This window comes from Kribbella sp. NBC_00482 (assembly GCF_036013725.1).
In the GTDB taxonomy this organism is placed as follows: Bacteria; Actinomycetota; Actinomycetes; order Propionibacteriales; family Kribbellaceae; genus Kribbella.
Genome location: NZ_CP107881.1, coordinates 7,420,389 through 7,433,719, shown reverse-complemented (window position 1 = coordinate 7,433,719; position 13,331 = coordinate 7,420,389). Strand labels below are relative to the sequence as shown.

The 13,331-nt window shown below is 67.2% G+C and carries 12 protein-coding genes and 1 pseudogene; 3 read left to right on the top strand and 10 right to left on the bottom strand.

Going from position 1 to position 13,331, the window contains the following annotated elements; translation table 11 throughout:
* Positions 1 to 10: 10 nt before the first annotated feature.
* The 4 genes from OHB24_RS36025 to OHB24_RS36010 all read right to left on the bottom strand — a co-directional run bounded on the left by OHB24_RS36025 (position 11) and on the right by OHB24_RS36010 (position 4,582).
* Positions 11 to 1,312, bottom strand: a complete 1,302-nt coding sequence (locus OHB24_RS36025) for a SidA/IucD/PvdA family monooxygenase (protein WP_327635382.1) — start codon at positions 1,310 to 1,312, stop codon at positions 11 to 13.
* A 77-nt stretch (positions 1,313 to 1,389) separates the two neighbouring features.
* Entirely contained in the window at positions 1,390 to 2,217 is an 828-nt protein-coding gene (locus tag OHB24_RS36020) for a carbohydrate ABC transporter permease (RefSeq protein WP_327635381.1), read from the bottom strand.
* A gap of 25 nt (positions 2,218 to 2,242) precedes the next feature.
* A complete protein-coding gene (locus OHB24_RS36015; RefSeq protein ID WP_327635380.1) occupies positions 2,243 to 3,232 on the bottom strand; it encodes a carbohydrate ABC transporter permease in 990 nt (329 codons plus the stop codon).
* 6 nt (positions 3,233 to 3,238) lie between these two features.
* A complete protein-coding gene (locus OHB24_RS36010) occupies positions 3,239 to 4,582 on the bottom strand; it encodes an extracellular solute-binding protein (protein ID WP_327635379.1) in 1,344 nt (447 codons plus the stop codon).
* 168 nt (positions 4,583 to 4,750) lie between these two features.
* Between OHB24_RS36010 and OHB24_RS36005 the strand changes: the two genes are divergently transcribed.
* Together OHB24_RS36005 and OHB24_RS36000 are read left to right on the top strand one after the other, a co-directional pair.
* Entirely contained in the window at positions 4,751 to 4,894 is a 144-nt protein-coding gene (locus OHB24_RS36005) for a GPGG-motif small membrane protein (RefSeq protein ID WP_327635378.1), read from the top strand.
* A 30-nt stretch (positions 4,895 to 4,924) separates the two neighbouring features.
* Positions 4,925 to 5,476 (top strand): annotated as a pseudogene (locus OHB24_RS36000) (GNAT family N-acetyltransferase).
* A 7-nt stretch (positions 5,477 to 5,483) separates the two neighbouring features.
* Here OHB24_RS36000 and OHB24_RS35995 read toward each other — a convergent pair.
* On the bottom strand, positions 5,484 to 5,825 hold the full coding sequence (locus tag OHB24_RS35995; RefSeq protein WP_327635377.1) for a DUF2200 domain-containing protein: 342 nt from the start codon (positions 5,823 to 5,825) through the stop codon (positions 5,484 to 5,486).
* 102 nt (positions 5,826 to 5,927) lie between these two features.
* Here OHB24_RS35995 and OHB24_RS35990 point away from each other — a divergent pair, with 102 nt between their 5' ends.
* Positions 5,928 to 7,160, top strand: coding sequence for an MFS transporter (locus OHB24_RS35990; RefSeq protein WP_327635376.1), 1,233 nt, complete (start codon positions 5,928 to 5,930; stop codon positions 7,158 to 7,160).
* Here OHB24_RS35990 and OHB24_RS35985 read toward each other — a convergent pair.
* From OHB24_RS35985 to OHB24_RS35965, 5 genes are read right to left on the bottom strand one after another with little or no spacing between them, the layout of a single operon-like run.
* Positions 7,112 to 8,755 (bottom strand): ABC transporter ATP-binding protein, encoded by a 1,644-nt coding sequence (locus OHB24_RS35985; RefSeq protein WP_327635375.1) that lies wholly within the window; start codon positions 8,753 to 8,755, stop codon positions 7,112 to 7,114. The two genes, OHB24_RS35990 and OHB24_RS35985, sit on opposite strands and share 49 nt — an antisense overlap.
* Positions 8,752 to 9,843, bottom strand: a complete 1,092-nt coding sequence (locus OHB24_RS35980) for a serine hydrolase domain-containing protein (protein ID WP_327635374.1) — start codon at positions 9,841 to 9,843, stop codon at positions 8,752 to 8,754. Before OHB24_RS35980 ends, OHB24_RS35985 begins: the two co-directional genes overlap by 4 nt.
* Complete coding sequence (locus OHB24_RS35975) at positions 9,840 to 10,718, bottom strand: ABC transporter permease (RefSeq protein ID WP_327635373.1); 879 nt, start codon at positions 10,716 to 10,718, stop codon at positions 9,840 to 9,842. Before OHB24_RS35975 ends, OHB24_RS35980 begins: the two co-directional genes overlap by 4 nt.
* On the bottom strand, positions 10,715 to 11,686 hold the full coding sequence (locus OHB24_RS35970; protein WP_327635372.1) for an ABC transporter permease: 972 nt from the start codon (positions 11,684 to 11,686) through the stop codon (positions 10,715 to 10,717). The genes OHB24_RS35975 and OHB24_RS35970 overlap by 4 nt, the downstream gene beginning before the upstream one ends.
* Positions 11,686 to 13,233 carry an ABC transporter substrate-binding protein gene (locus OHB24_RS35965; protein ID WP_327635371.1) on the bottom strand — a complete coding sequence of 516 codons (1,548 nt, stop codon included), beginning with the start codon at positions 13,231 to 13,233 and terminating at the stop codon, positions 11,686 to 11,688. Before OHB24_RS35965 ends, OHB24_RS35970 begins: the two co-directional genes overlap by 1 nt.
* Positions 13,234 to 13,331: the final 98 nt, after the last annotated feature.

Genomic DNA, 13,331 nt, shown 5'->3' with positions numbered 1-13,331 from the left:
TTCCCACCCCTTAGAGCCCGGCCGGCTCCTCGGCTGATACAGCCGTCGCGGGGATTCGGCCCCGGTGCGCGACGATGTCCCGGCAGATCTCCTCGGCCCGCTGGGCCAGCACACTGAGCAGTGAGTCGGAGATGCCGTGCGTCTCTTCGTTGACGCCCTGGAGATAGCACGCCGCGGTGCTGTCGTCGTTCAGTTCCAGTCGGTACTGGCGAGACACTTCGACGCTGTCGAGCTCGAGATCGCTCGCGAGCTCGCGGACCAGCCGCGGCATGCGAGTGTCGAAACCGGTGCCGAGGAACACCAGGTCGCGGCGCAGCTCGGTGACGGCTCCGGTCCGCCGGTCGGTGAGCTCCAGCACCACTTCGTCCCCGGCCTCGTGGGCGGCCGTGATGTCCACCATCGTGACGAGTCGCCGATTGGTGCGGTCCTCGAAGCGATCGAGGTAGAGGTCGGCGTACAGATGCTCGAGCATCGGGGGAGTGACGACCGAGTAGTTGGTCCGGTAGAGCTCCCTGAGGATCTGCTCCCGCGCGGCGGGTCGGGCGTCGTAGAACTCGTCGACGAACGACGGGTAGTACATCTCGTTGGTGAACTTGCTCGACTGGTCCGAGCTCAGACCGATGGACCGCATCAGCCACGTGATGTCGCTGTCGCGCAGGTCGTCGCGCAGTGCGCGGAACATCTCGGCGGCACTCTGCGAGCTGCCCACCAGGGCGACTCGGTACGGCAGCTCGCCGTCGAGTTCGGCCATCCGTTGGCGGTACTGCGTGCTGTGGATGATCCGGTCCCGGGACACGCCGGCGAGCTCTGGCGGGATGTTCGGTTCGCGGCTGCCGCCGTACACCAGGTATCTGCTGAGGATCGTCGTACCGTCGGCAAGGCTGGTGACCCAGCCCGTCACGGACCCGGCGTCGTCCCGCCGCGGCCGTATCGCGACGCACTCACATCCCAGGCGGATGCGGACCCGGGTGAGTGAATCTGCGACCCAGCGCAGGTACTCCGCGAATTCGACGCGGTACGGCGTGAACGTGCTCATGTTGACGAACTCGTCGAGCCGGCCGGTCTCGTACAGGTGGTTCAGGAACGAGAAACGGCTGCTCGGGTCCCGCTGCGTGACCAGGTCCTTGAGGAACGACACCTGGCTCGTCGCCCAGGGCATCAGCATGCCGGGCTGCCACTCGATCGTCGTGTTCCGGTCGATCAGCAGGGTGTTCGCCGCGAGATCAGGCGCCAACTCCTCGAGCGCGACCGCGAGCCCGAGATTGGACGGCCCGGCACCGATCGCCAGCAGTTCGACTACGTGTTCGGACATCCGAGCCCTCGCCTCCGGTCGCCATCACCTTCCCTTCGAGAGCCCGGCACCGGCCGCCGTTGATACACCTCAAGTCGTCACTTGATGCCGGCGAGGCGGACGCCGTTGACGATGTACCGCTGGAAGATGAGGACGAGCAGGATCGTCGGCAGCGCCGCCAGGGTCGATCCGGCCATCAGCATGCCCCACTCGTTGCCGCGCGCCGAGCGGAACGTCGCGAGGTACTGCATGATCTGGGTCAGGTCGGGGTTCGACACGACGAGCACCGGCCAGACGTAGGAGTTCCAGTACCCGAGGAACGAGGCGATGCCGACGACGACGAACGGCCCGAGCGACTGCGGCACGAAGATCTGCAGGAAGATCTGCCAGCGGGTGGCGCCGTCGATGAGCGCGGCCTCCTCCACCGCGGCCGGCATGTTGAGGTAGAACTGCCGCAGGAAGAACATCTGACCGCTCGCCGCGACGCCGGGGATGATCAGCACCGCCAGGGTGTCGAGCATGCGGAGCTTGCTCACCACGACGAACGACGTCAGCAGGATCGCCATCGCCGGGACGAACATCGGCGTGATGCAGACCAGCCACCACAGCTGCTTCCCCGCGAAATCGAGACGGGCGAACGCGTACGCCGCCATGGAGTTCACCACCAGGCTCGCGACGGTGAAAATGACGGCGCCGACGAAGGTGATGACCATGGCGCGGACGAACGCCGGGTCCGCGAGGATCAGGCGGTAGTTGTCGAGCCGCCAGACGTCGGGGAAGAACTGGAACGGACTGCGCAGCACCTCGTTCTGGCTCTTGAAGCCGGAGATCGCCATCCATGCGAGCGGAAAGAGCGCGGTCACGGCGATACCGGCGACGAGCAGGTAGGTCAGGAGCCGGCGCGGTGTGTACCACGAGCGGTTCATCGGAGGTCCTTTCGGTGACGCCGCCTCACGCGTCAGACGACTTCTCGGAGCTGACGACCCGGAAGATGACGATCGAGATGGTGCCGATGACGAGGAAGAGCAGCAGCGCCGCCGTCAACGAGTAGCTCGTCGCGTACGGCGTGGCGTCGCGGAAGCTGTTGAAGATGTAGAGGTTCGGCGTGTTCGTCGCGTTGACGGGGCCGCCGTTCGTCATGACGAGCGGCAACTGGAACTCCTGGATCGTCAACGTCAGGCCGGAGACGAGCAGGAACAGGATGACGTTGCGCAGCGACGGGATGGTGATGTATCTGGTGCGCTGCCAGAAGTTCGCACCGTCGAGTTTGGCCGACTCGAAGTAGCTGTCGGGGATGTCGAGGATGCCGGCGAGCATGATCAGCGTGGAAACGCCGAAGCCGAGCCAGATCGCGGGCACCGCCACGGCCGGCAGCGCGGTCGACGCCGTGTTGAGCCACGCGAGCGGGCCCTGGCCGAACAGCCCGATGAACCAGTTCGCGACGCCTTCGTCCTGGTAGATGAAGACGAAGATGATCGCCGCCACGACGCTCGAGACGACGGCCGGCACGTAGACGGTCGTCTTCATGAAGGCCGCCATCCGCTTCGACAGCGTCGCGAGGAAGCTCGCGAGGAGCAGAGCGAGCACGAGGATCGTTGGCACGACCATCAGCGCGAGTTTGAGGCCGACCAGGAGCGACTCGTAGAACTCGGGGTCGGTGAGAACGTACTTGTAGAAGTCGAATCCGACGAACTCGGCGTCCTTGTAGAAGCTCATCTCGAAGAAGCTGAGGTAGAACGCGTAGACGAGCGGCCAGATGACGAAGATGCCGAGCAGTATCACCATCGGCGTGATCATCAGGTACGCCGTGAGGTGCGCACGCAGGTGCCGCGGTACCTGTTCGGTGAGCTTCGCGTCGCGCCGGCGTCGTCGGCGCGAGGGGCCGTTCGGGCCGGCCACCTGGGTGACCGGGCCCGTCGGCTGCGTTGAGGTGTCGAGCATCGTCGGTCAGCCCTTCGGTGCCGTGCCCTTGAGGCGCTGCTGTTTGATGACGCGGTCGATCGCGTCGCTCGCCTTCTGGGTCGCGGCCGGGATGTCGGACTTGCCCTTCATGACGGACTCGATCGCCGTCGCGAACGCGAGGGAGATGTCGAACGGGTAGGCCGGCTCGGCCTTGCCGGTCGCGACGACCTTGTCGGTGATGACCTTCATGAACGGATCGGCCGTGGCCGCCGGGTCGCTGGCGAGCGCCTGGTCGACCGACGTACGGACGGTGTACTTCGAGAAGCCGCTCTGCCGGAAGAAGTCGGCCATGATCGCCGGGTCACCCGCGAGCAGGTACTCGATGAACTTCGCCGCGGCTTCCTTGTGCTTCGACTTGGCGTCGACCGTCAGCGTCCAGCCGCCGAGCGTCGCCGTCGGCTTGCTCGGATCGCCGTCGACGGACGGGAACGGAGCGACCGCGGTGTTCTTGATCATCGCCGGGAAGGTCTGCTTGAGCTGGCCGACGGCCCACGAGCCGTTCGCCATCATCGCGACCTGACCTTGGCCGTACGGCGTCGCGTCGGGGTAACCGACCTTGGGCTGCTGCGGGATCCAGCCCTTCTGGAAGAGGGTCTGGTAGAACTCGAAGAGCTTCGTGTAGCACGGGTCCTTCGCGTTGGCGGCGGACCAGTCGTCGTTGATCGGCAGGTGGCCGCACGCGTTGTACTGCAGACCCCAGCTCGACCAGCCGAGGTCGGGTGCGACAGACGCGATCGACATGCCCTTGACCTTGCCCTGCGTCAGCTTCTCCGCCCAGGTGAGCAGCTCGTCCCAGGTCTTGGGTGGCGTCGCCGGGTCGAGACCGGCGGCCTTGACGAGGTCGGTGCGGTAGTAGAGCACGGTCGACGGCTCGACGAGCATCGGGTACGCGTAGTGCTTGCCGCCGACCTGGACGAACCCGCCGACGTTGGACTTGATGTCGCTCCACGCCTTGTCCGGCAGCAGCCCGTCGAGCTCGGCGAACTGGCCGTTCGCGACGCCGGCGGGGATGCCGCCGTAGTTCGTCGTCGCGACATCGGGTTGGGTGCCGGCGGCCTGCGCGGCCTTGAGCTTCTGCTGCCAGGTGTCACCGGGAACGACCTGGTACTTGACCTTCACCTCGGACTGCGACGCGTTGAACTTGTCGACGTACGTCTTGAACCACTTCTGCTGGTACGGCTCGAACTGCGACTGCCAGAAGGTGATCTCGGCCGGTCCTCCGCCACCCCCGGAACTGCCTGGGGTGCCGGAATTCGAGCTGCAGCCCGCGAGGGCGATCAACGCGGCCACGGCTGTTGCTGCGACGATCCTGAGTCTCCGTTGACGCATGTCGATGCTCCTTGACGCCTAGGTTCACAACCCTGCTCACGCGACGGAGTGTCGCAGAAATCGATTTCCCAGACAAGGGTTTGCTCGGGAAGTACGCGGGCACCGAAAGGGCCTGCACGGGGATTCATCGTGCCGGGTCGAAGCCCGGCTGTGGAAAGGGGAAGGACCATGGAGTTCATTCTGTGGATCATCGCCGTGATCCTCGTCGTGTCCGGGATCGTGTCGCTGTTCCGTGGCCAGATGATGTGGGGTGCCGCACTGATCGTCATCGGCCTCCTGGTCGGGCCGGGCGGCGTGAGCCTGTTCACCTGACGTACGGTCCGGGGGCCTAGGGTTCGTGGTGTGTACAGCAGCGTAATCCTGCCGGTGACGGCGACGCAGTCCGCTCCCGCCTTGGTTCTTCGCCCATGGGGTGCGGCAGACCTCGACCAACTGATCGAGGTCTGCCGAGATCCAGCCTTGCGGCGCTACACGAGTGCCTCCGTGGACAGTGCCGCGGACGGCGTGCGTTGGGTGGAGACCCAGGAGGCGGGGTGGGCTGCCGGCACGCGGTTCAGCTTCGCAGTGGTCGGCGATGAGTCGAGTGCCGAGCGCGTGCTCGGTAACGTCGTACTCAAGGAGTTCGCCGACGACGGGTCGACCGCCGAGGTGGGCTATTGGACGGCGGCGTGGGCCCGAGGGTAGAGCCTGGCGCCGCGCGCACTCGACGTACTCACCGAGTGGGCTTTCGGGACCTTCGCGGCGCTCGAACGGCTCGTCCTGCGTCATCAGGTGGACAACGTCGCATCGTGCAGAGTCGCGCAGAAGTGCGGCTTCGCCCTCGACCAGGTCATGGCACCCGAGCCGCCGAGGTTCCCGCTCGAAGGGCACCTGCACGTACGGCGCACCGCCTGAGCGGAACCTACGTGCGGAGGATCTTGGCCATCGGCTTGCCCTTGGCGAGTTCGTCGACGAGCTTGTCCAGGTAGCGGATCTTCTGCATCAGCGGATCGTCGATCTGTTCGACGCGCACGCCGCAGATGGATCCGGTGATCGCCGACGCCCGCGGATTGAGGCGCGCGTCGGCGAAGAAGTCCTCGAAGGTCGTGCCCGCGGTCAGGTGCTCCTTCAGTGCTGCGGCGCCGAAACCGGTCAGCCATTCGATCACCTGATCGAGCTCGGCCTGCGTGCGTCCCTTCTTCTCGACCTTGGTCACATACAGGGGATACACGGACGCGAAGGTGACGGTGAAGATACGGCTCATCCGACAAATCTAAGGCCCGCCGGACCAAGACGGCTCTGACAGCGGTGTCTCTTCATGTCGTGTATCTTGATGTCGAGATACATTGACGGAAGGGAGTGGTCGATGCCGGGGCGTGGAGCGGACGGGGCGGGCTTCAGTCTGTGGCGGATCGGTGTCCCGGCGTTCGGGCCGACCGTGCTGAACGCGGTCGGGCAGGGCGCCGTGCTGCCCGTCATCGCGCTCTCGGCGCGTGGGCTCGGGGCGTCGGTGGGATTCGCGGCATTCCTGGTCGGCGTGCTCGGGATCGGTCAGTTCGCCGGATCACTGCCGGCCGGTGCGCTCGTCGTACGGATCGGCGAACGGCGCGCGTTGCTCGTGGCGGCCGTCGTCAGCGCCGTCGCCTGGGCGGCGGCGATCGTGGTCAGGACACCCTGGTTGCTCGGTGCAACCTTGCTCGTCGCGGGTCTCGCGGGGGCGGTGTTCGGCCTCGCGCGCCAGTCCTACGTCACCGAGATCGTGCCGGTGGAACTGCGAGCCCGCGCGCTGTCGACCCTCGGCGGTGTCAGCCGGATCGGGCTCTTCATCGGGCCGTTCCTCGGCGCCGCCGCAGGGCATCTCTGGGGACTTCCCGGTGCCTATGGCGTGGGAGTCGCCGGCTCGATCGGCGCCGCCGTACTCCTGCTGACCACGCGCGAGCCACACGGCGTCGACGTTGGCGTCCCGCCGTCGAAACAGCCGATCCGTCAGGTGATCCTGAGCCACCGGTACACCTTTCTGACCCTCGGTACCGGAGTCTTCGTCATCGCCGTGGCCCGCGCGGCGCGAACGAGCCTGATTCCCTTGTGGGGCGAGCACATCGGCCTGTCGGCGGCCGGAACCTCGATCGTGTTCGGCATCACCGGTGGCATCGAGATGCTGCTGTTCTATCCGGCCGGCCTGGTGATGGATCGCTTCGGTCGGGCATGGATCGCCGTACCGTCGACGCTGATGCTCGGCATCGGCATGCTCGCGCTGCCCGCCAGTACGGCGCTGTCCGGTCTGCTGGTGGTCGCCTCGTTCATGGCCGTGGGCAACGGTCTCGGCTCGGGCATCGTGAAGACCCTCGGTGCCGACGCGGCACCGGCCGGGTTGCGTGCCCAGTTCCTGGCCGGCTGGACCTTCACCGCCGAACTCGGCAGTGTGATCGGCCCGCTGCTGATAGCGGCCATCACCGTTGCGGCCCCACTGGCAGCGGCCAGCCTCGCGATCGGCGCCGTCACCGTCACTGGCACCTCCTGGCTGGCCCGCTGGGTCCCGCGCTACGACCCTCAGTCGCGGCGGGTGCCTGGGACGGCTGCGAGTAGTTCGCGGGTGTAGGGGTTCTGCGGGTTGGCGAACAGATCGTCAGGGCGGCCGCTCTCGACGATGCGGCCGGTCTGCATGACGTGGACGGTGTGGGAGATCATCCGTACGACGGCCAGGTCGTGGCTGATGAACAGGTAGCTGAGGCCGAGCTCCCGCTGCAGGTCCGCGAGCAGTTCGAGGATCTGGGCCTGGACGAGGACGTCGAGCGCGGACACGGCTTCGTCGAGTACGACGAGTTCGGGGGACAGCGCGAGAGCCCGGGCGATCGCCACCCGTTGACGCTGGCCGCCGGAGAGCTCGTGCGGCAGTCGGCCGGCCATGTCGGACGGCAGTGACACCTGGTCGAGCAGCCGGGCGACAGCCTTCGCGCGAGTCGCCGTCGTCCCGACCCGGTGGACTCGGAGCGGCTCGGCGATCGATCGCTCGACGGTGTACCTCGGGTCGAGTGCGGCGTACGGGTTCTGGAACACCGGTTGCACCCGGCGGCGGAAGGCGAAGAGGTCTCGCCGGCGCAGGGATGTGAGATCTGTGCCGTCGAAGTGGATGTGCCCGGACGTGATGTCTTCGAGCCCCAGCAGCAGGTTCGCGGTTGTCGACTTGCCCGACCCGGACTCGCCGACGATGGAAACGGTCTGTCCACGCGGGATGGTGAGACTCACACCGTCGACGGCGGTGAACCGCGAGGCGGCGCCGGATCTCGAGGCACGCAGGGTGAAGTCCTTGCGCAGGTCTTCGATCCGGACCAGGTCGACAGGGTTCTCGACGTCGGCCGGGGCGAGTTCGGTCACCATGCTGACCGTCGTCAGGCTGGGCGCCGCCCGGAGCAACCGCTGGGTGTACTCGTGCTGCGGCCTGGCGACGATCTCGTCCGCCGACCCGGCTTCGACGATCTCGCCGCGGTACATCACCAGGATCGTGTCGGCGCGCTCCGCGGCGAGCGCCAGGTCGTGGGTGATGAGAAGGATCGCCGTTCCCATCTCGGCGGTGAGTTGGCCGAGCTGGTCGAGGATCCGTCGCTGGACGGTCACGTCCAGGGCCGAGGTGGGTTCGTCGGCGATGAGGAGCTTCGGCCGGCAGGCCAGCCCCATCGCGATCAGGGCGCGCTGGCGCATACCGCCGGAGAACTCGTGCGGGTACTGCGCGGCTCGACGCTCCGGCTCGGGGATGCCGACCTGCTCGAGCAACTCGATCGCCTTGGCTCGCGCGCCGGTCCGCTGCCCGTGGACGACGAGCGCCTCGGCGATCTGCTCGCCGATCCGCATCAGCGGGTTGAGGTTGGACATCGGATCCTGCGGGACCAGCCCGATCCCCGCGCCGCGGATCGCGGTCAGCTCGCGTTCGCCTGCCTGAGCGAGATCCCGGCCCTCGAACAGCACTTCGCCGCTGACGATACGGCCGTTGCCGGGCAGCAGCCGATTGATCGCGGCGGCCGTGGTGGACTTGCCGGAACCGGATTCGCCCACGAGCGCGACCGTCTGTCCGGCCTGGATCTCGAGGCTGACCCCGCGAACCGCGGTCACCTCACGGTCCCGGGTCCGGAACGCCACCGTCAGGTCCCGGATCGCCAACAGGGGTACGTCGACCTCGTCTGTCGGATGCTCGGTCATCGGGCAACTCCTCGAACCAGATCGCCGGTCGTGGTGAGCAACGCGGTGAAGAGCGTCTCGGTGGCAACCGGGGCGCCGGCCACGAGCAGCCGGTTGCTGCCGAGGGCGAGAGCGATGCCGCGACCCGGGACGAAGCCGGCCGCGCAACCGACGTACCCAGGATGTCCCAGCACGGTGAGTGTCTCGCCAGGGAGGCCGAGACGGTAGCGCCGGAAACCCAACGCCTGCGACTCATCGGGCCCCGCCGTGAAGAACTCCTGGGCGACTTCCGGGCGCCAGAGGTCGTCGTGCTCTTCGTAGTCGGCCAGCGCCGTGGCCCAGGTCAGGAGATCGGGCACAGTGGAGAAGAGACCGGCGTGCCCGGAGACGCCGCCGAAGGCGTGATACGAGTTGCCGTCGGCAACTTCCCCGTCGATCGAATGCAGTCGCCAACCGGTGAACTCGGTACTGCGGTGTGGCACCGGGTAGGGCTGTCCCGTGTCGAGCATCGTCATCTCGACTCGATCGTCGCGGGCGCCGGTCGCGACGGTTTCGCCGGATGGATGGGCGAAGCGGGTGCTGTTCAAACCGAGGGGAGTAGTGACCAGGTCGGTCACGGCCGCCGACAGGTCCGCGCCGAAGGCTGTCGCGATGATCCGTCCCAGCAGGATGAAGCCGAGGTCGGAGTAGAGGCGCTCGCGGCGAGGTTCGTAGCGCAGCGGGAGTTCCTCGACCTGGCGCGGGGTGATGTAGAGCGGGTACCACTCCCAGAGGCCGGCTCGATGGAGGAGGAGATCCCGCACCGTTGCGTCGGCGGTGAAGCCCGGCAGATAACGACGTACGGCGGAATCGAGGTCGACCAGGCCGGCGGACACCAGCCGGATCAGCGCTGTCGTGGTCGCCACGACCTTGGTGACGGAGGCGAGATCGTGGTGGGTCTCGACGGTCATTGGCGACACCCCGTGCCGTACGTCGCCCTCCCACCGGACGATCCGGTAGCCGCCGGCGACGGATGCCTCGAGGCCCGGAGCGCTGATCCCGAGGACGATGCCTGGGGGAGCGTCGGCGCCGGTGAGCAGACGCTCCGCCGTTGCCTGCAGATCACTCATCGCCTGCTCCGGCTTCGGGGGTCGAGGGTGTCGCGCAGGCCGTCGCCGAGGAGATTCAGGCCGATGACGAAGAGCACGATCGCCACGCCCGGGCCGATCATCGTCCACGGAGCGACGTACACGAGGGTGCGGGCGTCGAGGATCATCGAGCCGAGCGACGGCGCCGGTGGCGGGGTGCCGAGGCCGAGGAAACTGAGGGCCGCCTCGGTGAGGACGGCCCACGACAGCGACAGCGCCACCTGGATGATGACGATCGAGACGATGTTGGGCAGGACGTGGCGGATCATCACCATCCACCGGCTCTGACCGGTGCTGATGGCTGCCTTGACGTACTCGATCTCGCGGAGCGAGAGGACCGGCCCACGGGTCACCCGGATGAAGATGGGCACGTAGACGATCGCGATCGCCACCGCGACGGTGAACCAGTTGCGTGCGAGCACTGAGGCCAGGGACAGGGCCAGCAGCAGCGGCGGAAAGGCGAGCAGGACGTTCGTGACGCCGCCGATCAGTCCGTCCGACACACCGCGGTAGAAGCCCGCGACAAGACCTGCGAGGGTTCCGACGACACCCGCGAAGGCGACGGCCACGACTGCGATGAGCGCCGAGTTCGCGACCCCGGCGGCGACGCGGGCGAAGACGTCTCGGCCGAACTGGTCAGTGCCGAGGAGGTGACCGCCCGACGGCGACTGCAGACGGGAGGTCGGGTCCTGGGTGATCGCATCGTGCGGCAGCAAATGGAACGCCGACAGCAGCGCCAGGACCAGCAGGATCGCGAGGACCACCAGTCCGGTGACCGCGGTCGGGCTGTGCAGGATGCGAAGGCTACGCGGCCGGGCGCCGGCCGGGATCTCGGCGGCCTGGGAGATGTCCGTCATGACGCACGCACCCGGGGGTCGATGATCCGGTAGAGCAGGTCGGTCAGCAGGTTGACGAGGACGAAGGCGAGCGCGATCACCAGGACGGTGCTCTGTACGACGGCGTACTCCTTCTGCTGGATGCCGAGCAGCACCTGCCGGCCGATGCCGGGAAGCGAGAAGATCTGCTCGACGACCACCGCGCCGCCGAGGAGGTAGCCGAACTGGAGGCCGGTCATCGTCACGATCGGCACCAGCGCGTTCCCGAGCACGTGCTTGAACTGCAGCCTGCGCGGCGGCACGCCTTTGGCGCGGGCGGTTCGGATGAAGTCGTTGGACCGGATGTCGAGGACCGCGGTCCGGGTGGTGCGCAGGATCGGCGCGGCGATGCCGAACCCGAGCACCAGCGCGGGCATGAACATCTGCTGCAGATTCAGGAGCGGGTCCTGGGCGAGGGTCGCGAAGCCCCGTCCGTTGGGGTTGAAGCCGAGCTCGGCGGCGAACACCGACAGCAATGTGGTGGCGAGCAGGAAAGCCGGTACGGACAGGCCCGCCAAGCTGACGACCTGGCCGACGACGTCCCGCGGCGATTCGGGCTTCGAGGCGGCCAGCATGCCCAGTGGTACGCCGATCAGCAGCGCGAGCACGATCGATACAACGGCGAGTTCCAGCGTCACCGGCAACGAGGAGAGGGTCAGCTCGAGCACGCTGCGCTGGGCACGCGCGGAAAACCCGAGATTCCCGGTGAACACGTTGCCCAGCCAGGAGAAGAACTGCACCGGCAACGGCCGGTCGAGTCCGTAGTACTGGGTCAGCGCCTCTCGCTGCGCGGGGGTCAGTGCCGCGGCCTCGGTGCCGAGCCCCGCCGTGATCTGGTTGCCCGGGATCGCACGGAGCATCACGAACACGAAGACGGCAACACCCAGGAGCGTGCCGATCGTGCTCGCGATGCGCCGTACGACGCGGTGCCGCAGAAGCCGCCGTACCATCAGCTGACAGTCGTCGTCCGCAGGTACTGCAAGGATCCGTTCACCATCGGGACGAATCCCTTCACCTGGGAGGTGGTGGCGGTGTACGTGAACCCGGTGAACAGCCAGATCCACGCCGCGTTGTTCTCCAGTTCGGCCGAGACCTGGCTGTAGATCTGCTTGCGCTGCGCCTCGTCGGTGCTGGCCTTGCCGGCAGCGAAGAGCTGATCGAGTTTGGGAGAGCTGTAGCCGGCCACCTTGTTCAGGTTGCCCTTGCTGGTGAAGTAGCGGCCGTACATGCCGTCCGGATCCGGTCGCCCGCCGTTCAGGGCGACGGCGGCGTCGAAGGTACCGGCCACCCACCGGTCCACGAACGCGCCGGACTCGAGGGTCTCCAGGTCGAGGGTGATCTTGGCCTCGGCGAGCTGGGCCTTGAGGCTCTGGGCCTCGTTGACCGAGGTCGCGTACTCGCCCTGCGAGACGATCGCCTTCACGTGCAGGCCGTCAGGCTTGCCGGCCTTGGCGAGGTAGTCGGCCGCCTTGGTCAGGTCTCGTTGGGGGCAGGGACGCTGCGCGGGGTCGGACTTGAACTCCGGCGCCGTGATCGGCCCGGTCACCTCACCCTCGCCGAGCGCGGCGGCGTCCAGGACCTGCTTGCGGTCGATCGCGCACTGGATCGCCAGCCGGACGTTGACATTCGCGAGGTCGCCGTGGCGAGCATTCAGCTGAAGCACGTGATAGCTCAGCTGCGGCGTCTTGGCGACCTGCAGGTTGCCGCCCTCAGCGGTCTTGGCGACCAGCGGGTCGTCGAAGACCGCGAGCTGGACGTTGCCGGACTGCATCGCGGACACGATCGACGACTCGTCCGGGATCACGCGGAACTCGATGGCGTCCAGCTTGGGCTTCTCGCTACCCCAGTACTTGTCGTTCTTGGCCAGCGTCAGGGACTGGCTTGGCGTCCGTTTCGACAACTTGTACGGGCCGGTGCCGTTCGTGGCCGAGCCGAGCTTCTGCTCGGTGTCGGTGGACGACAGGATGGCCAGGTTGGTGCTGGCCAGGTTGCCCGGCAGGGCGGCATCCGGCGTGCTGAGCTTCAGCACCACGGTGTGCGCGTCCGGCGCCTGGACGGCGCTCACCGACGCGAGCGAAGCGCGGGCGACGGCGGCGGTCTTCTCGTCCATGATCTTGTCGAGCGAGAACTTCACGTCCGCCGAGTCCATCGCACTGCCGTCGCTGAACGTGACGCCGTCGCGCAACGTCAAGGTGAGCGTCTTGCCGCCGTCTGTGGTCTTCCACTCCTTGGCCAGGCCGGGAACCACTTTCAGGTCCTGGCCGAACTCGGTCAGCGTCCCGTAGACGTTCTGCAGGACGTTGACGGCCTGGAACTGCGTTGCCTTCCAGGGGAACAGCGTGTCCGGGTCGGAGGTGACGCCGACGACCAAGGTCCCTCCGGCGGCGCCGGACGCAGATCCCGACGGACCGGACGAGGAGCAGCCGGCGACTGCCAGCGCCGCGGCGAGAGTCACAGCCACGAGTGGGCCGGCTGACGTTCGGAACGGGTACCGCATGAGGACTCCTCGATGGCAGAAAAGTACCTGGGACAACTCTCGGAGGTACATTACTTTCCCTGAGCGCGCACTCCGACAGGCACCATCCGCGAACGTGC